The organism is Actinacidiphila glaucinigra (assembly GCF_900188405.1).
GTDB classification, from domain to species: Bacteria; Actinomycetota; Actinomycetes; order Streptomycetales; family Streptomycetaceae; genus Actinacidiphila; species Actinacidiphila glaucinigra.
Genome location: NZ_FZOF01000044.1, coordinates 11,717 through 32,745, shown reverse-complemented (window position 1 = coordinate 32,745; position 21,029 = coordinate 11,717). Strand labels below are relative to the sequence as shown.

Here is a 21,029-nt window from a genome sequence, read left to right as displayed (position 1 = left end):
ACGCACCGCCGCCCCCGGCGGTGCGTCCGCCCCGACTTCCGACCCCCCGAACCGAGACATCCCGAGATTCCGGGCCCGTGCGAGAAGACTCCACGGTCTCGACCACGCGAATAGGTGAAGCGCCAGTGGCGAACGAAGCGAAGCTCCGCGAGTACCTCAAGAAGGTCACGACCGATCTCGACGAGGCGTACGGACGCCTGCGGGACATCGAGAGCCAGGCTCACGAGCCCATCGCCGTCACGGCGATGAGCTGCCGCTTCCCGGGCGGCGTGCGCTCCCCGGAGGACCTGTGGGACCTGCTCGCGGCCGGTGGCGACGCGCTCACCGGATTCCCCACGGACCGGGGCTGGGAGCTGGAGGGCCTCTTCTCGGACGACCCCGACGACCCCGGCACGTCGATCACCAGGGAAGGCGGTTTCCTCGCCGACGCCCCCGCCTTCGACGCCGGATTCTTCGGTATCTCGCCGCGTGAGGCGCTCGCGATGGATCCGCAGCAGCGGTTGCTGCTGGAGACGTCGTGGGAGGCGTTCGAGCGGGCCGGCATCGACCCGTCCTCGCTGCGCGGCAGCCAGGCCGGCGTGTACGTGGGGGTCAACGGATCGGACTACCTCACCCCACTCCTGGAGGTCGCCCAGGACTACGCCGGGCACCTGGGCACCGGGAACGCCGCCAGCGTGATGTCCGGCCGCATCTCGTACGTCCTCGGCCTCGAGGGCCCGGCGGTCACGGTCGACACCGCGTGCTCGGCCTCGCTCGTGGCGCTGCACCTCGCGGTGCAGGCGCTGCGGGCGGGGGAGTGCTCGCTGGCCCTGGCCGGCGGCGTGCACGTGATGTCGACGCCGGGCCTGTTCATCGAGTTCTCGCGGCAGCGGGGCCTGGCACCGGACGGACGCTGCAAGGCCTTCTCGTCCGCCGCCGACGGCTTCGGACCGGCGGAGGGCGTGGGGATCCTCCTCCTGGAGCGGTTGTCGGACGCGCGGCGCAACGGCCGCCCGGTGCTGGCGGTGGTGCGGGGTTCCGCGATCAACCAGGACGGCGCGAGCAACGGCCTGACGGCGCCGAACGGACCGTCGCAGCAGCGGGTGGTCCGTGCGGCCCTTGCCAACGCGCGCCTTTCGGCCGCGGACGTCGACGTCGTCGAGGCGCACGGCACCGGCACGGCGCTGGGCGACCCGATCGAGGCGCAGGCGCTGCTGGCCACGTACGGCCAGGACCGACCCGAAGAGCGGCCGTTGCTCCTGGGCTCTGTGAAGTCGAACATCGGTCACACGCAGGCGGCGGCCGGTGTGGCGGGCGTGATGAAGATGGTGTTGGCGATGCGGCATGGGGTGGTGCCGAAGTCGTTGCACGTGGATGAGCCGTCGCCGCATGTGGACTGGGCGTCGGGTGCTGTGTCGTTGGCGTCGGACGCGGTGGTGTGGCCGGAGTCGGGGCGTGTGCGGCGGGCGGGTGTGTCGTCGTTCGGGTTCAGTGGGACGAACGCGCACGTGATCGTGGAGCAGGCGCCGGAGGCCGAGGCCGAGCCTGAGGCGGCGGAGTCGCCTGCGGGCGACCTCGCGGTGGTGCCGTGGGTGCTGTCGGGCAAGAGTGCGGCGGCGTTGCGGGGTCAGGCCGGGCGGTTGTCCGGCTGGTTTGAAGGTGCGGTTGGTTCGGCGTCGGTGGCCGATGTGGGGTGGTCGTTGGCGTCGTCTCGGGCGGCGTTGGAGCACCGTGCGGTGGTGCTGGGTGATCACGTTGCGGGGTTGTCGGCGGTGGCGCAGGGTGTGCCGGCGGCGGGTGTGGTGACCGGGCGGGTTGTCGGTGGGAAGACGGTGTTCGTGTTCCCGGGTCAGGGCTCGCAGTGGGTCGGTATGGCGGTGGAACTGCTGGATTCCTCGCCGGTGTTCGCGGAGCGGGTGGAGGAGTGCGCCAAGGCGCTGGAACCGTTCACCGGCTGGTCGCTGGTCGATGTGCTGCGCAGTGTCGAGGGCGCTCCGTCGCTGGAGCGTGTAGATGTCGTCCAGCCTGCCTTGTTCGCGGTCATGGTTTCCCTCGCAGAGGTCTGGAAGTCCGCGGGTGTGCGTCCGGCGGCGGTGGTCGGGCATTCGCAGGGTGAGATCGCGGCCGCGTGCGTGGCGGGGATTCTCTCGCTGGAGGACGCGGCGCGTGTGGTGGCTCTTCGCAGTCAGGCGATCGGCCGGGTGCTTGCCGGTCTCGGCGGGATGGTGTCCGTGGCGCTGCCCGCAGACGAGACGCGCGAGCGGATCGCTGCGTGGGGCGAGGAGCGGATCTCCGTCGCCGCGGTCAACGGCCCCTCCTCCGTGGTGGTGTCCGGTGAGGTCGAGGCCCTGGATGAGCTGCTTGCCTCCTGTGAAGCGGATGGCGTGCGGGCGCGGCGGATCGCGGTGGACTACGCCTCGCACTCGGCGCAGGTCGACCTCCTCGAAGAAGAACTCGGGAAGCTGCTGGCGCCGATCGCCCCTGGCGACGCTGAGGTGCCGTTCGTCTCGACGGTGACCGGCGAGTGGATGTCGGGTCCGGAGCTGGACGGCGGCTACTGGTTCCGCAACCTTCGCCAGACGGTGGAACTGGAGCAGGCTGTACGCACCCTGCTGGAGCAGGGCTTCGGGGTGTTCGTGGAGTCCAGCCCGCACCCCGTCCTGACCGTCGGGCTTCAGGAGACCGTCGAGGACGCGGGCCGTGAGGCGGCCGTCCTGGGTTCGTTGCGCCGTAACGAGGGCGGTCTGGAGCGGTTCTGGCTGTCGTTGGGCGAAGCCTATGTCCACGGTGCGTCCGTGGACTGGGAGGCGGTGTTCGCCGGGACGGGTGCGCAGCGCGTGGACCTGCCCACCTACGCCTTCCAGCCGCAGCGGTTCTGGCCCGAGATCACCGCGAACCCCGATGCCGACATGCCGGTGGAGAACGCGATCGACGCCCGCTTCTGGGAGGCCGTCGAACGCGAGGACCTCGAAGCCCTGGCGGACACCCTCGCTCTCGACACCCCTGAAGCGATGGGTTCGTTGGGCGATGTCCTGCCCGGCCTGTCCTCGTGGCGCCGGCAGAGCCGTGAGCAGTCCACCGTCGACGGCTGGCGCTACCGGGTCACGTGGAAGCCCGTACCCGAGCCCGCCACGACGCGCCTCACCGGCACGTGGCTGCTCGCTGTCCCCGACACGCTCACCGGCTCCGACGCGGAGTGGGCGGCCGCCGTCGAGCGCACGCTCACCGAGCGCGGGGCGCAGGTGCGTACCGTACGCGTCGAGCACGGCACGGCCGACCGTGAGCAGCTGACGGCAACCCTCAAGAGCACGCTCGACGGCGCCGCGGCGGGCGGCGTCCTGTCCCTCCTCGCCCTCGGCGGCGAGGGTGCGTTCGCCGGTGAGCTCACCTTCGTCCAGGCGCTCGGGGACGCCGAGGTGACCGCGCCCCTGTGGTGCGTCACGCGCGGCGCCGTCGCCACCGGTCGCTCCGAGTCGGTGACCGATCCCGCGCAGGCGCTGATCTGGGGTCTCGGGCGGGTCGCCTCCATGGAGCAGGGAGGTCGTTGGGGTGGTCTGATCGATCTGCCCGCCGCGCTCGACGACCGCACGCTGTCGCGCCTGGCGGGTGTCCTCGGCGGGGACGGCGCGGAGGACCAGGTGGCCCTGAGGGCGTCCGGAGTCCTCGGGCGTCGTCTGGTCCGGGCGCGGCTGGCGGAGTCCAAGGTGTTGCGGGAGTGGCGTCCGCGGGGCACGGTGCTGGTGACGGGCGGTACCGGCGCGCTCGGCGCGCACGTCGCCCGCTGGCTCGCGTCCGACGGCGCCGAGCACCTCGTGCTGACCAGCCGCCGGGGCATCGACGCCCCCGGCGCCGCTGACCTGCGCGACGAGCTGACCGCGCTGGGCGCCGAGGTGACCGTCGCCGCCTGCGACGTCGCCGACCGGGACGCCCTCGCCGAACTCCTCGACGCGATCCCCGCCGACCGGCCCCTGACCGCTGTCGTCCACGCGGCCGCGGCGGTGGACGACGGCGTGATCGAGACACTGAGCCCCGAGCAGGTGGAGGCGGTGCTGCGCGTCAAGGTCGACGCGACGCTGCACCTGCACGAGCTGACCCGCGACCTGGACCTGTCTGCGTTCGTGCTGTTCTCCTCCTTCGCCGCGACCTTCGGCGCGCCCGGCCAGGGCAACCAGGCACCGGGCAACGCCTTCCTGGACGCCTTCGCCGAGTACCGCCGGGCGGCCGGTCTGCCCGCCACCGCCATCGCCTGGGGCCCCTGGGGCAGTGGCGAGGGCGACGGCGGCGCGGTCGGCGACCGCATGCGCCGCCACGGCATCCTGACGATGGCGCCGCAGCGCACCCTGTCCGCTCTGCGGCACGCGCTGGACCGGGACGAGACGACCCTGACCGTCGCCGACATGGACTGGAAGCGGTTCACCCTCGCCTTCACCGCGGACCGCGACCGGCCGCTGCTGGGAGAACTCCCCGAGGCCCGGCGCGTGATCGAGTCCGCCGAGCGCGATTCCGCCGACGACCTGGCCGGCGGCGTGCCGCTCGCCCGGCAGCTCGCCGGACAGACCGCGGCCGAGCAGGAGCGGCTGCTCCTCGACCTCGTCCGCACCGCCGTCGCCGCCGTCCTCGGGCACCCGGACCTGTCGGCGGTGGAGGCGAACCGTGCGTTCAAGGAGCTCGGCTTCGACTCGCTCACATCCGTCGAACTCCGCAACCGGCTCGGCGCCGTGAGCGGGCTGAAACTGCCCGCCAGCCTGGTCTTCGACCACCCCACCCCGATCGCCGTCGCCGGTTACCTGCGCGCCGGGATCGTGCCCGACGCGGCGGCGGGCGGGGCGCCGCTGCTGGAGGAACTGGACAGGCTGGAGTCCGTGCTGCAGCAGGGGACCGGTGACAACGTCGTACGGGCCCGGGTGACGATGCGGCTCCAGTCGCTGCTGGCCAGGTGGAACGAGGGCGACCAGCCGGCGCCCGCAGCCTCGGCGGCGCCGGCGGCCGCGGAGGACGGTTCAGCGACGGGTTCGGCCGACACCGTGCTGGACGACGTGGCGCAGCTCCAGGACGCCAGCGACGAGGAGCTGTTCGCGTTCATCAACAGGGGGCTCGGCCGCGACTGAAACGCGGTCCCGGGTTCCGGCCGTCGTCCGCCGGCGGCCGGAACCCGGGACCCCCGAATTCCCGGGCCTACCCGGCCCGCCTGATCCCGGGAATTACGGAACGGATGGCTGCGCATTATTGACGGGGGAGTCTCCGGCCGGTCACCATGGTCGGCACCCCCGAATTGACGCACGGCGGCCACACCCCGGGCACCTGCGATGCAGGGGTGTGTAGGGGGCCGTTAGGGGTTGTCGGCGGAATCGCGAGCTGAATATCCTGACCGCTGGTCAGCCGATTTGATCACCAAAGAGGCGGCTGAATACCAGATGCGATTCCCGGCTTTCCGATAATTTTCTGACGGCGCCTGCTGCAAATAGGTGGTTGCGTTAAATGGCGAACGAAGAGACGCTGCGGGACTACCTGAAGCTGGTGACGGCGGATCTGCATCAGACGCGTCAGCGGCTGCGCGACGCCGAGGCGAAGAGCCAGGAACCGATCGCCATCGTGGGCATGGCGTGCCGCTACCCAGGTGGCGCGACCTCGCCCGAGGACCTCTGGCGGATCGCCGTCGAGGGCGTCGACGCGATCAGCGGCTTCCCTGGCGACCGCGGCTGGGACCTGGAGGCGGTGTTCCACCCGGACCCCGACCACCCCGGCACCAGCTACGCCGACCAGGGCGGCTTCGTCTCGGACATCGCGCGCTTCGACCCGTCGCTCTTCGGGATCTCGCCGCGTGAAGCCCTGGCCATGGACCCGCAGCAGCGGCTCCTGCTGGAGACGTCGTGGGAGGCGTTCGAGCGGGCCGGCATCGACCCGACGTCGATGCGCGGCAGGCAGGTCGGCGTCTTCGTCGGCACCAGCAACCACGACTACCTGGCGGCGCTGCTCAGTTCGTCCGAGAACATCGAGGGGTACATCGGCATCGGCAACGCGGCGAGCGTCGCGTCCGGGCGGCTCTCGTACACCTTCGGGCTGGAGGGGCCGGCGCTGACCGTCGACACCGCCTGCTCGTCGTCGCTCGTCGCCCTGCACCTGGCCGTCCAGGCCCTGCGCAACGGCGAGTGCACGCTCGCGCTCGCCGGCGGCGCCACGCTCATGTCCGCCCCCGGCACGTTCGTCGACTACAGCAAGCAGCGCGGTCTGGCCGACGACGGCCGCTGCAAGGCGTTCTCCCCGGAGGCCGACGGCTTCAGCCTCGCCGAGGGCGTCGGCGTCCTCCTGGTCGAGCGGCTGTCCGACGCCCGCCGCAAGGGCCACCCCGTCCTCGCCGTGGTCCGCGGCTCCGCCGTGAACCAGGACGGCGCCAGCAACGGCCTCACCGCCCCCAACGGGCCGTCCCAGCAGCGCGTCATCCTGCAGGCGCTCTCCAACGCCCGCCTCACCCCCGACGAGGTCGACGCCGTCGAGGCGCACGGCACCGGCACCAGCCTCGGCGACCCCATCGAGGCGCAGGCGCTGCTGGCCACCTACGGCCAGGACCGCCCCGACGGCAGGCCGCTGTGGGTCGGCTCGCTCAAGACGAACATCGGCCACGCCCAGGCCGCCGCCGGCGTCGCGGGCGTCATCAAGAGCGTGATGGCGATGCGGCACGGCGTCCTGCCGCGCCTCCTCCACCTCACCGAGCCGACGCCCCACGTCGACTGGGACGCGGGAGAGGTGTCGCTGCTCGCCGAGGCGCGCGCCTGGCCCGAGGCCGACCGGCCGCGCCGCATCGGCGTCTCGTCCTTCGGCATGAGCGGCACGAACGCCCACATCATCCTGGAGAGCGCCGAAACCGCGACCGAGACGGCGGCCCCGACCGAGACCGAGACCGAGACCGCGGCCACGCGGGCCACCCTGCCCGCCCTGCCGGTCGTCCTGTCCGGCCGGACCGAGGCCGCCCTGCGGGCACAGGCCGCCGCGCTCCACGCCCACCTCGTCACCCGCCCCGGCCTCCACGTCGCCGACGTCGCCTTCTCCCAGGCGCTCACCCGGGCCGCCCTCGACCGCCGCGCGGCGGTCGTCGCCGCCGACCGCGACGGCCTGCTCGCCGGGCTCGCGGCCCTGGCCGGGGCGGAAGCCTCCGCCGACGTCACCGAGGGGAGCGCAACGGAGGGCAAGCTCGCCTTCCTCTTCACGGGCCAGGGCAGCCAGCGGCTCGGCATGGGCCGGGAACTGTACGAGACCTACCCGGCGTTCACGCAGGCGCTGGACGCCGTGTGCGCGCACATGGACACGCACCTCGACCGGCCGCTGAAGGACGTGCTCTTCGGGGACGACGCGGACCTCCTCGACCGGACGGAGTGGACCCAGCCGGCGCTGTTCGCCGTCGAGGTGGCACTGTTCCGGCTGGTCGAGTCCTGGGGCCTGCAGCCGGACTTCCTGGCCGGGCACTCGATCGGCGAGATCGCCGCGGCACACGTCGCGGGGGTCTTCTCGCTCGAGGACGCGTGCACGCTCGTCGCCTCCCGCGGCCGGCTGATGCAGGCCCTGCCGGCCGGCGGGGCGATGATCGCGCTCGAGGCGTCGGAGGACGAGGTCCTGCCGTTGCTCACCGACCGGGTGGGCCTCGCCGCCGTCAACGGCCCCCGGTCGGTCGTCATCGCCGGTGACGAGGACGCCGCCACCCGGATCGCCGCCCGGTTCGAGGGCCGCAGGTCCAAGCGCCTGGCGGTCAGCCACGCCTTCCACTCGCCGCACATGGACGGCATGCTCGACGCCTTCCGCGAGGTGGTGGCCGGGCTGTCGTTCCGGGCGCCCCGCATCGCGGTCGTCTCCCACGTCACCGGCGAACCGGCCGGCGAGGAGATGGCCTCCGCCGACTACTGGGTGCGCCATGTACGTGAGGCCGTCCGCTTCCTGGACGGCATCCGCCTGCTGGAGAGCCGGGGCGTCACCACGTACCTCGAACTCGGCCCCGGAGGCGTCCTGTCGGGCCTCGGCCAGGAGTGCCTGACCGCGACCGGGCACCGGGCCGGCGACTTCCTGCCCGCGCTGCGCACCGGCCGCCCCGAGGCCCGGTCGCTGACGGCGGCCCTCGCCGGCGCCCACGTGCGCGGGCACTCCCCGGACTGGGCCGCGCTCTTCGCCGGAACCGGAGCCCGGCGCGTCGACCTGCCCACCTACGCCTTCCAGCGTGAGGCGTACTGGCCGCGCGACGCCTTCTCCGACATGGCGGCACTCCCCGAGGACGGCCGCCCCGGCGCCATGGACGCCAGGTTCTGGGAGGTCGTCGACAGCGAGGACCTGGCCGCCCTCGCCGACACCCTCGGCATCGAGGGCGACGAACCGCTCAGCGCCGTGCTGCCCGCCCTGTCCGCCTGGCACCGCCGCCACCGCGACCGGGACCGTGTCGACGCCTGGCGCTACCGCGTCCACTGGAAGCCACTGACCGACCTGCCGCCCGGACGGCCCACCGGCCAGTGGCTCCTGGTCCTGCCCGCCGCGCACGAGAACGACCCGTGGGCGCGGGCCGCCCGGGAGATCCTGACCGCGCGCGGCGCCACCGTGCGCGCCCTCGTGGTCGACCCGGCCGCCGACGACCGCACCGCCATCGCCCGGCGCATCGCCGACGCCGACGGGACCGGCGAGCTCGCCGGCGTCCTGTCCCTGCTCGCCCTCGACGAACGGCCCCACCCTGAGGACCCGGCGCTGCCCGCCGGGCTCGCCGCCACCGCCGCCCTCATCCAGGCACTCGGCGACGCCGGAGCGGAGGCACCGCTGTGGAACGTCACCCGGGGTGCGGTCTCCACCGGCCGCTCCGACCGCCTCACCAGCACCGTCCAGGCCCAGGTCTGGGGTTTCGGCCGCACCGCCGCGCTCGAACTGCCCGGCCGCTGGGGCGGCCTGGTCGACCTTCCGCAGACGCCCGACGACCGCGCCGCAGGCCGGCTCGCCGACATCCTCGGCGGCCCCGCCGGTGAGGACCACCTCGCCGTCCGCTCCACCGGCGTCCTCGTCCGCAGGCTGGCCCGGGCCACCCGCCAGGAGCGCCCCGCCGGCGAGTGGACCACCTCCGGCACCGCACTGGTCACCGGCGGCACCGGAGCTCTCGGCCGGCACGTCGCCCGGCTGCTCGCCCGCGCCGGCGCCGACCGCCTCCTGCTGGTCAGCCGGCGCGGCGCGGACGCCGAGGGCACCGGCGAACTCGCCGCGGAACTGGGCGCCCTGGGCGCCGAGGTCACCTTCGCCGCCTGCGACGTCGCCGACCGCGAGGCCGTCGCCGCGCTGCTCGCGGGCATCCCCGCCGAGCACCCCCTCACCACCGTCGTCCACGCCGCCGGCGTCATCGACGACGGAGTGCTGGACGCCATGACGCCGCGCCGCCTCGCGGACGTCCTGCGGCCCAAGGCCCACGCCGCGCAGGTCCTGCACGAGCTGACACGCGACCTCGAGCTGTCCGCGTTCGTGCTGTTCTCCTCCGTCGCCTCCACCTTCGGCGCCGCCGGCCAGGCCAACTACACCGCCGCCAACGCCCACCTGGACGCCCTCGCCGAGCAGCGGCGCGCCGACGGACTGCCCGCCACCGTGCTCGCCTGGGGCGCATGGGCGGAGGGCGGCATGGCCACCGGTGAACTCGTCACCGAGCGGCTGCGGCTGGCGGGCCTGCCCGCGCTGCCACCCGAACTCGCCCTCGCGGCAATGCACTCGGCGCTCACGCTCGACGAGACCTCGGCCGTCGTCGCCGACATCGACTGGGGGCTGCTCGCCCCCGGTCTCGCCTCCGTACGGCCCTGCCCGCTGATAGCCGACCTTCCCGAGGCCGCGCAGGCACTCGCCGCGGCGACCGGGACGGCCGCCGCCCCCGGCGCGGACACCGGCACCTTCGCCCGCCGGATGGCCGACGCCCCGGAAGGCGAACGCGACGCCCTCGCCCTGGAGTTCGTCCGCTCCCAGGTCGCCGCCGTCCTCGGCCACCCCGGAGCGGAGTCCGTCGACCCGGGTACCGCCTTCCGTGACCTCGGCTTCGACTCGCTCACCGCCGTGGAGATCCGCAACCGCCTCGTCGCCCGCACCGCACTGCGGCTGCCCGCCACGCTGATCTTCGACTACCCCAACTCCCACGCCCTGGCGGACTTCCTCCGCGGCGAGGTGGCCGGCGGCCACGGGACGGACGCCGCTCACCGCGTCCCCGTCACGACCGCGCCGGCCGCCGACGACGACCCGATCGCCATCGTCGCGATGAGCTGCCGCTTCCCCGGCGGCGTCCGCACCCCCGAAGACCTGTGGCAGCTCCTGGTCACCGGACGCGACGCGGTCTCCGGCTTCCCCGCCGACCGCGGCTGGGACCTCGAGGGGCTCTACGACTCCGAGGCCGCGGCCGAGAACACCAGCTACGTCCGCGAGGGCGGGTTCCTCCAGGACGCGGGCCACTTCGACCCCGCCTTTTTCGGGATCTCGCCGCGTGAGGCCCTGGCGATGGACCCGCAGCAGCGGCTGCTGCTCGAGACGTCCTGGGAGGCCTTCGAGCGCGCCGGGATCGACCCCGCGACCGTCCGCGGCGAGCAGATCGGCGTCTTCACCGGCACCAACGGCCAGGACTACCTCAACGTCATCCTGGCCGCCCCCGGCGGCGCCGAGGGCTTCATCGGCACCGGCAACACCGCGAGCGTCGTCTCCGGCCGCATCTCGTACGTCCTCGGTCTTGAGGGCCCGGCGGTGACGGTGGACACCGCCTGCTCGTCGTCGCTGGTCGCCCTCCACTGGGCGATGCAGGCGCTCCGGTCCGGCGAGTGCTCCATGGCCCTGGCGGGCGGCGTCACCGTGATGTCCACGCCCGCCTCCTTCATCGACTTCAGCCGCCAGCGCGGACTGGCCGAGGACGGCCGGATCAAGGCGTTCGCGGCCGCCGCGGACGGTACGGGCTGGGGCGAGGGCGTGGGCATGCTGCTCGTGGAGCGGCTGTCCGACGCGCGGCGCAACGGGCACCCGGTGCTGGCTCTCGTGCGGGGTTCGGCGGTGAACCAGGATGGCGCGAGCAACGGTCTGACGGCGCCGAACGGGCCGTCCCAGCAGCGTGTGATCCGGCAGGCTCTGGCGAGCGCCGGTCTGGCGGCCACCGACGTGGACGCCGTCGAGGCGCACGGCACCGGCACGACGCTCGGCGACCCCATCGAGGCCCAGGCCCTGCTGGCCACCTACGGCCAGGACCGCTTGCCCGAGCAGCCCCTGTTCCTGGGGTCCGTCAAGTCCAACCTCGGGCACACGCAGGCGGCGGCCGGTGTCGCGGGCATCATGAAGATGGTGCTCGCCATGGAGCACGGCGTGCTGCCCGCGACGCTGCACGTGGACGCGCCCACCCCGCACGTCGACTGGACGACGGGCGACATCACCCTGCTCACCGACGCCCGGCAGTGGCCCGAGACCGGGCGGCCCAAGCGGGCCGGCATCTCCTCCTTCGGCATCAGCGGCACCAACGCCCACACGATCGTCGAACAGGCCCCGGACACCGCCGAGTCCGCGACTCCCGCCGCGCACCGCGTCGGCCCCGTGCCGTGGGTGCTCTCCGCCAGGACCGACGACGCCCTGCGCGACCAGGCCCGTCACCTGCACTCCCGCGCCCAGGCAGACCCCGGTCTGCGCCCGGAGGACCTCGGACTCTCCCTCGCCACCGGCCGCACCGCCTTCGAGCGGCGCGGGGCGGTCGTCGCCACCGACGCCGCCGGACTGCTGGCCGGCCTTGCGGCACTGGCGGACGGCCGGTCGGCCGCTCAGGTGGTGACGGGCTCCCCGGCGGGCGGCAGGTCCGCGTTCCTGTTCACGGGCCAGGGCAGTCAGCGCCTCGGCATGGGCCGTGAGCTCCACGAGACCTGGCCGGTGTTCGCCGACGCCCTGGACGCGGTCTGCGCGCACACGGACCCGCACCTCGAAGTCCCCCTGAAGGACGTGCTGTTCGGCGACGACGGAGATCTGCTGAACGAGACCGCGTTCACGCAGCCCGCTCTGTTCGCGGTGGAGGTGGCGCTGTTCCGGCTGCTGGAGTCGTGGGGCCTGAAGCCCGACTTCGCGGCGGGGCATTCCATCGGTGAGATCGCCGCCGCGCATGTGGCGGGCGTGTTCTCGCTGGAGGACGCGTGCGCCCTGGTCGCCGCCCGCGGGCGGCTGATGCAGGCGCTGCCGGCCGGTGGCGTGATGATCGCGCTGCAGGCCGGCGAGGACGAGGTCCTGCCGTTGCTGAACGACCGCGTGAGCATCGCCGCGGTCAACGGGCCGGAGTCCGTGGTGATCGCCGGTGACGAGGACGCGGCGAGCGCGATCGTGCAGGCCTTCGCCGACCGGAAGTCGAAGCGCCTGGCGGTCAGCCACGCCTTCCACTCCCCGCACATGGACGGCATGCTCGACGCCTTCCGCGAGGTCGCCGAGGGCGTTGCGTACGCCGCCCCGCGCATCCCTGTCGTCTCCAACCTCACGGGCGCCGTCGTCACCGACGAGATGGGGTCAGCGGACTTCTGGGTGCGGCACGTCCGCGAGGCCGTCCGCTTCCTCGACGGTGTGCGTGCGCTGGAGGCCGCGGGGGTCACCACGTACCTCGAACTCGGCCCGGACGGCGTGCTGTCGGCGATGGCGCAGGAGTGCCTGACCGCCGAAGGCGCGGCCTTCGCCCCGGTCCTGCGCTCCTCGCGCCCCGAGGCCGAGACCGCCGTCGCGGCGCTGACGCAGGCATACGTGCGAGGTGTGGCGGTGGACTGGGCCGCGTACTTCGCCGGGACCGGCGCGCGCCGTGTCGACCTGCCCACCTACGCCTTCCAGCGGCAGCGCTACTGGCCGGCCCTGCCCTCCTTCTACCTCGGCGACGTCGAGGCGATCGGCCTCGACGACACCGCGCACCCGCTGCTGACCGCCGGGGTGGCCCTGCCGGAGTCCGACGGGATGGTGTTCGCCGGACGGCTCGCCCTGTCCACCCACCCCTGGCTGGCCGACCACGCCATCCTCGGCAGCGTCCTGCTGCCCGGTACGGCCTTCGTCGAGCTCGCGATCCGTGCCGGCGACCAGCTCGGCTGCGACCACCTGGAGGAACTGACCCTCGAAGCGCCGCTGGTGCTGCCCGCGACCGGCGGCGTCCAACTGCGGCTGTGGGTCGGCGCCCCCGACCAGGCCGGACGCCGTCCGCTCGCCTTGCACTCGCGCCCCGAGGACGCCGCCGCGGAGGAGTCGTGGACCCGGCACGCCGCCGGTGTGCTCCGCGAGGGGGGCCGGCCGCCGGCGGGCGCCGGTCTCGCCGAGTGGCCCCCGGCCGGGGCCCGCGCGCTGGAGTTGGACGGCCGGTACGACGGCCTCGCCGCCATCGGATTCGCCTACGGCCCCACCTTCCGCGGCCTGCGGTCCGCCTGGCAGCGCGGCCAGGAGATCTTCGCCGAAGTACGGCTGCCCGAGGGCGTCGAGGAGGAGGCCCGCCGCTTCGGGCTGCACCCGGCCCTGCTCGACGCCGCCCTGCACGCCATCGGCCTCGGCGGCGTCGGCGCCGACGACGGCCAGGGACGCCTGCCGTTCGCCTGGACCGGGGTGTCCCTGCACGCGGGCGGTGCCGCCGCCCTGCGCGTACGCCTGACCCCGGCCGGGGCCGAGGGCGTCCGGCTGGAGATCGCGGACGCCTCCGGCGCGCCCGTCGCGGCCGTCGAGTCCCTGGGACTGCGTCCGGTGACCGCCGACCAGCTGGCGGCGCGGCCCGCCCACCACGAGTCCGTCTTCCGCCCCCACTGGACCGAACTGCCGGGCCTGACCGTCCCCGTGGACGGCTCCCCGGTCCGGTGGGCCGCCCTCGGCGACGAGGCCCGCGCCCTGCTCGCCGGTACGGCCGCCGACGCCCACGACGACCTGGCGGCGCTGATCGCGGCCGTCGACGCCGGGGCGGCCGTACCCGACGAGGTTGTCACCGTCCTCGCCGCCCACCCGGGGACCGTTCCCGCGCAGGTCGTGCACGAGGCCGCGCACGACGCGCTCGAACTCGCCCGGACCTGGCTCGCGGACGTCCGCTTCGCCGCCTCCCGCCTGGTGGTCGTGACCCGGGGCGCGATGGCCGCCGGGGACGACCTCGCCGCGGCGACGGTGTGGGGCCTGCTGCGGTCCGCGCAGTCCGAGAACCCGGGCCGGATCGCCCTCGTCGACGTCGACGTCGACGTCGACGGCCACGACCGTACGGCCGACGCCCTGCGGGCGGCTCTCACCAGCGACGAGGAACGCTTCGCCCTGCGCGGCGGCACCGTCCTCGTACCGCGCCTGGCACGCGTCGGGAACCCGACGACCGCAGCGGACGAAGACGCCCGCGACCGCGGCCCCGCCTTCGGGCCCCACGGCACGGTGCTCGTCACCGGCGCCACCGGTGCGCTCGGCGGCCTGGTCGCACGGCACCTCGCCGACCGGTACGGGGTACGGCGGCTGCTGCTCGTCGGCAGGCGCGGCGCCGAGGCGCCGGGCGCCGCCGCGCTCGTCGCGGACCTCGCCGCGTCCGGCGCGGAGGCGACCTGGGCCGCGTGCGACGTCGCCGACCGCGACGCCCTCGCCGCCGTCCTGGCGCGCGTTCCCGCCGAGCACCCGCTGACCGGCGTCGTGCACACCGCGGGAGTCCTCGACGACGGCGTCGTCTCCTCCCTGACCCCGCAGCGGCTCTCCGCCGTCCTGCGCCCCAAGGTCGACGCCGCACTCAACCTGCACGAGCTGACCGAGGACGCGGACCTGACGGCGTTCGTGCTCTTCTCGTCCACCTCCGGCCTCTTCGGCGGCCCGGGGCAGGCCAACTACGCCGCCGCCAACTCCTTCCTCGACGCCCTCGCCGAGCACCGCCGCGCCCGCGGCCTCCCCGCGACCTCGACGGCCTGGGGCCTGTGGGACGTGGCCGCCGGCATGGCCGGGTCGCTGGACGCCACCGACGTCAACCGCATGCGCCGCGCCGGTCTGCCGCCGCTGACCGCCGCCGACGGCCTGGACCTGTTCGACACAGCACTCACCCTGCCCGAGGCGTCCGTCGCCCTCATGCGGGTGGACGCCGACGCCCTGCGCGCCCAGGCGGCGGCCGGAACCCTCGCCCCGCTGCTGCGCGGCCTGGTCCGCGGCGTGGCCCGGCGCACCGTCGACGCCTCCGCCGCCACCGGGGCGGCACAGTCCGAACTGCGGGCGCGGCTCTCCGCGCTCCCCCCGGCCGAGCGGGACCGTGCCGTGCTCGACCTCGTCCGCACCGAGGTCGCCGCGACACTGGGGCACACGGGCGCCGCCTCCGTCGAACCCGGCCGCGCCTTCAAGGAACTGGGCTTCGACTCGCTGACCGCGGTCGAGCTCCGCAACCGGCTCGCCGCCGCGACCGCGCTGCGGCTGCCCGCGACGCTGATCTTCGACTACCCCGACCCGAGCGTCCTCGCCCGCCACCTGCGCGCCGAACTGACCGGCGACACCGCCCCGGCGGACGCGGGGACCGCCCCGGCAGCCGTGGCCGCCGACGACGAGCCGATCGCCATCGTGGCCATGAGCTGCCGCTACCCCGGCGGCGTCCGCAGCCCCGAGGACCTGTGGGAGCTCCTGACGGCAGGCGAGGACGGCATCACGCCCCTGCCGCAGAACCGCGGCTGGGACACCGAGGCGCTGTACGACCCCGACCCCGAGAGCCGGGGCACCAGTTACGCCCGCGGAGGCGGCTTCCTCCACGACGCCGCCGAGTTCGACGCGCACTTCTTCGGCATCTCGCCGCGCGAGGCGCTGGCCATGGACCCGCAGCAGCGTCTGCTGCTGGAGACGACCTGGGAGGCCTTCGAACGGGCCGGCATCGCGCCGTCCTCCGTACGCGGCAGCAGCACCGGCGTCTTCGCCGGCGTGATGTACCACGACTACGGCGCGCGCCTGCACGCCGTGCCCGACGTCGTCGAGGGCTACCTCGGCACCGGCAGCTCCAGCAGTGTCGTCTCGGGACGCGTCGCGTACACCTTCGGCCTGGAGGGGCCGGCGGTCACCGTCGACACGGCGTGCTCCTCCTCGCTGGTCGCCCTCCACCTCGCCGCGCAGGCCCTGCGGCGCGGCGAGTGCTCGCTGGCGCTGGCGGGCGGCGTCACCGTGATGTTCACCCCCGGCACGTTCATCGAGTTCAGCCGCCAGCGGGGCCTGGCCGCCGACGGCCGCTGCAAGTCGTTCGCGGCCGCCGCCGACGGCACCGGCTGGGGCGAGGGCGCGGGCATGCTGCTGCTGGAACGCCTCTCCGACGCCCGCCGCAACGGCCACCCGGTCCTGGCGGTGGTGCGCGGCTCCGCCGTCAACCAGGACGGCGCCAGCAACGGGCTGACCGCGCCGAACGGGCCCTCGCAGCAGCGCGTCATCCGCGCCGCGCTCGCCGGCGCGGGTGTCTCCGCGAAGGACGTCGACGTCGTCGAGGCCCACGGCACCGGCACCACCCTGGGCGACCCCATCGAGGCGCAGGCCCTGCTCGCCACCTACGGCCGGGAGCACACCGGCGACCGCCCGCTGCTGCTCGGGTCGGTGAAGTCCAACCTCGGGCACACCCAGGCCGCCGCCGGTGTCGCCGGCGTCATCAAGATGGTGCTGGCGATGCGGCACGGCGTCGTGCCGAAGACCCTCCACGTCGACGAGCCCACCCCGCACGTCGACTGGTCGTCGGGCGCGGTCTCGCTGCTCACCGAGTCCGTCGCCTGGCCCGAGACCGGCCGTCCGCGCCGCGCCGGCGTCTCCTCCTTCGGCATCAGCGGCACCAACGCCCACGCCATCATCGAGCAGGCAGCCGAACCCGAGCCCCCGGCGGAGGCGCTCACGGAGTCCGGACCTGGCCCCGTCCCCGTGGTCGTCCCCGTTCCCGTGGTCGTGTCGGCGCGGGGCGAGGAGGCGCTGCGCGCCCAGGCCCGCCGCCTGCACGCGCACCTGCGCGACAACCCCGCCACGAGCACGACCGACCTCGCCCTCTCCCTGGCCACGACCCGCTCCGCGCTCGACCAGCGCGCCGCGATCGCCGCCGCCGGGCACGACGACCTCCTGAGCGGCCTGGACGCCCTCGCCCGCGGGGAGGACACCGCCGGCCTCCTGCGCGGCACCGCCCGCACCGGCGGCACGGCCCTCCTCTTCACCGGCCAGGGCAGCCAGCGCCCCGGCATGGGCCGTGAGCTGTACGCGACCCACCCCGCGTTCGCCGCGGCACTGGACGAGGTCTGCGCCGAACTCGACCGGCATCTGGACCGCCCCCTGAAGGACGTCCTGTTCGCCGCCGACGCGGACCTCCTCGACCGCACCGGCTGGACCCAGCCCGCGCTCTTCGCCGTCGAGGTCGCGCTGTTCCGCCTCGTCGAATCACTCGGCCTGAAGCCGGACTTCGTCACCGGCCACTCCGTCGGTGAGATCGTGGCCGCCCACGTCGCTGGTGTCCTGTCGCTCCAGGACGCCGCCGAACTGGTTGCTTCCCGGGCCCGGTTGATGGAGGCCCTGCCGGCCGGTGGCGTGATGATCGCGCTGCAGGCCTCGGAGGCCGAGGTTCTGCCGCTGCTGAACGACAGGGTCGGCATCGCCGCCGTCAACGGGCCGGAGTCCGTGGTGATCGCCGGCGACGAGGACGTCGCGACCGCGGTCGCGCGGTCCCTCGGCGACCGGAAGTCCAAGCGCCTGACGGTCAGCCACGCGTTCCACTCGCCCCACATGGACGGGATGCTCGCCGAATTCCGCAAGGTCGCCGAGGGCCTGGTCTACGCCGCCCCGCGCATCCCGGTGGTCTCGAACCTGACCGGTGCGGTGGTCATCGACGAGATGGGCACCGCGGACTTCTGGGTCCGGCACGTCCGCGAGTCCGTCCGCTTCCTCGACGGCGTCCGCGCCCTGGAGGCCGCGGGCGTCACCACCTACCTCGAACTCGGGCCCGGCGGCGTGCTGTCCGCGATGGCCCAGGAGTGCGTCACCGGCGACGCGGACGACGAAGCGGTCTTCGTCCCCGTCCTGCGCCACGACCGGCCCGAGGCCGAGACCCTCGTCGCGGCGGTCGCCCGGGCCCACGTCCACGGCGCCGCCGTCGACTGGGCGGCGTACTTCGCGGGCACGGGAGCCCGGCGCGTCGGCCTTCCCACCTACGCCTTCCAGCGCAAGCGCTACTGGCTCGACGTGGGCCTCGGCGTCGAGGACGTCCTGGCCGCCGGCCTCGACACCGCCGACCACCCGCTGCTCGGCGCCGCCGTCGACCTGCCCGCCTCCGACGGGCTCGTGCTCACCGGGCGCCTGGCTCTGTCCACGCATCCCTGGCTGGCCGAGCACACGGTCATGGACACCGTCCTGCTGCCCGGCTCCGCCTTCGTGGAACTCGCCCTGCGCGCAGGGGCCGAGTGCGGCTGCGGCACGCTGGAGGAGCTCACCGTCGAGGTGCCGCTCACCCTCCCCGAGCAGGGCGCCGTCCAGCTCCAGGTGGCGCTGGACGCCCCCGACGACGCGGGCCGGCGGAACCTGACCCTCCACGCCCGGCGCGCCGACGCCCCCGCCGGCACGCCCTGGACCCGGCACGCCGCCGGCGTTCTCGCACCCGCCACGGCCGCCGCGGACGCACCCGACCTGGCCGAATGGCCGCCGCCCGGCGCGGAGTCCGTCCCCACCGAGGAGTTCTACCCGGCCGCTGCCGCCGCCGGGCTCGGCTACGGCCCGGCGTTCCAGGGCCTGCGGGCGGCCTGGCGGCGCGGCGACGAGACGTTCGCCGAGATCGCCCTCTCCGAGGAGCACACCACCGACGCCGCCGCCTACGGCGTCCACCCCGCGCTGCTCGACGCGGCCCTGCACGCCATCGGCCTGCGGGAGCCCGACGGCGGCGGCACCGAAGGCGCCCGTCTGCCGTTCGCCTGGACGGGGGTCCGGCTGCACGCGGTCGGCGCCGCCACCGTCCGCGTCCGACTGACCTCCGCCGGGTCCGGGGGAGTGGCCCTGGATCTGGCGGACGCGACCGGCGCGCCGGTCGCCTCCGTGGAGTCCCTCGTCCTGCGGCCCGTCACCGCCGGGCAGATCGGCGACGACCGGGCCGCCCACCACGAGTCCCTGTTCGGCGTCGAATGGACCAGGCTGCCCCTCACGGCCGCCGCGATCCCCTCCGGCGAGCGCTGGGCAGTCCTCGGTGACGACGGCACCGCCGGTCCGCGCGTCGGCGGCGAGCCCCTGGAGACCCACCCCGGACTGCCCGCGCTGCGCGCCGCGCTCGCGGCGGGTACCCCGGCACCGGACGTCGTCCTCGTACCGCTGCCGGTCACGGACGACAGCGGGCAGGCTGCCGACGCCCGGACGGCAGCCCACCACGCCCTGGCCCTGGTCAAGGAATGGCTCGCCGAGGAGCGGCTGGACGACGCACGCCTCGTCCTCGTCACCAGTGGAGCCGTCGCGGCAACAGCGGGCGAGCACGTGACGGACCTCGCCCACGCACCGGTCTGGGGCCTGGTGCGTTCCGCGCAGTCCGAGAACCCCGGGCGTTTCGTGCTCGTCGACACCGACGGCACCGACGCCTCCCTCGCGGTGCTGCCCGCCGCGCTCGCCACCGACGAACCCCAGTTCGCCCTGCGGGCGGGCGAGGCACACGCCTTCCGGCTGCGCCGCATCGCCCGGGGTCCCGCCGACGCCGGGGCTCCCGCCTTCGACACCGAGGGGACGGTGCTGGTCACCGGAGCGACCGGCACTCTGGGCGGGCTGGTGGCCCGTCACCTTGTGGCGGAGCGCGGTGCGCGGCACCTGCTCCTGCTCAGCCGACGCGGCTCCGACGCGCCCGGCGCCGCCGAACTGACCGCCGACATAGTCGCGACGGGCGCCTCGGTGACGTGGGCGGCCTGCGACGCCGCGGATCGCGAGGCGCTGGCGGAGGTGCTCGCCGCGGTGCCCGCCGGGCGTCCGCTGACCGCCGTCATCCACACCGCCGGAGTCCTGGACGACGGCATCATCGACTCCCTCACCCCGCAGCGACTCGACACCGTCCTGCGCCCCAAGGCCGACGCCGCCTGGAACCTCCACGAACTGACCGAAGGCGGCGCGGTGACCGCCTTCGTCCTCTTCTCCTCCGTCGCCGGCTCCTTCGGCGCGCCCGGCCAGGGCAACTACGCCGCCGCCAACGCCTTCCTCGACGCCCTCGCCCAGCACCGCCGCGCCCGCGGACTGCCCGCCACCTCCCTCGCCTGGGGCCTGTGGGCCACCGACGGCGGCATGGCCGGAGCCCTCGACGACGCGGACCTCGGCAGGATGGCCCGCTCCGGCGTCCTCGGGCTCGCGCCCGACGAGGGGCTGTCCCTCTTCGACACCTCCGGCACGCTCGACGACGCGGTCCTCGTTCCCATGCGCGTCGACCTGGCTGCGCTGCGCTCCCAGGCCGCCGACGGCACGCTGCCGCCACTGCTGCGCTCCCTGGTCCGCGTTCCGGCCCGCCGCGCCGCCGACACCGGCGGCCAGGCCGGGACGCGCCCGGGGGCGGGCGCCGCGGGCTCGCTCGACGCACGCCTCGCCGGACTCCCGGCGGACGAACGAGCCCAGCTGCTGACCGACCTGGTCCGCACCCAGGTCGCCGCCGTCCTCGGCCACAACGCCGCGGACGACGTGGACGCCGCCCGCGGCTTCCTCGACCTGGGCTTCGACTCCCTCACGGCGGTCGACCTGCGCAACCGGCTCACCGCGCACTCCGGACTCCGCCTGCCGGTCACCCTCATCTTCGACTACCCGTCGCCCGCCGCCCTCGCCCGCTACCTCGGCGAACGGCTCGGCCACGGCGACCAGGCCCGCCCGCCCGTCCACGCGGAACTCGACCGGCTCGAGGCGGTCCTCGCGGCGGTCGGCCCCGACGACATCGAACGAGCCGGCATCACGTCCCGGCTGCGAGACCTGCTGGCGCAGTGGAACGGAACGCACAGTGCACAGGACAGCGCCGCGGAGGAGCGGCAGATCCAGTCCGCGACCGCCGAGGAGATCTTCGACCTCCTCGACGACGAACTGGGCCTGTCCTGAACGGCCCCGGGCCGGCCGGCGCCCCGACACGACCCGGCCCGGCCCGAGGCCCGGCC

The 21,029-nt window shown here is 74.7% G+C and carries 2 protein-coding genes; both read left to right on the top strand.

The features are described from left to right. Window positions 1–125 precede the first annotated feature (125 nt). On the top strand, window positions 126–5,087 hold the full coding sequence (locus CHF15_RS41305) for a type I polyketide synthase (protein ID WP_089229098.1): 4,962 nt from the start codon (window positions 126–128) through the stop codon (window positions 5,085–5,087). Window positions 5,088–5,496: 409 nt separating this feature from the next. After that, complete coding sequence (locus tag CHF15_RS41300; protein WP_458363521.1) at window positions 5,497–20,973, top strand: type I polyketide synthase; 15,477 nt, start codon at window positions 5,497–5,499, stop codon at window positions 20,971–20,973. Window positions 20,974–21,029 lie beyond the last annotated feature (56 nt).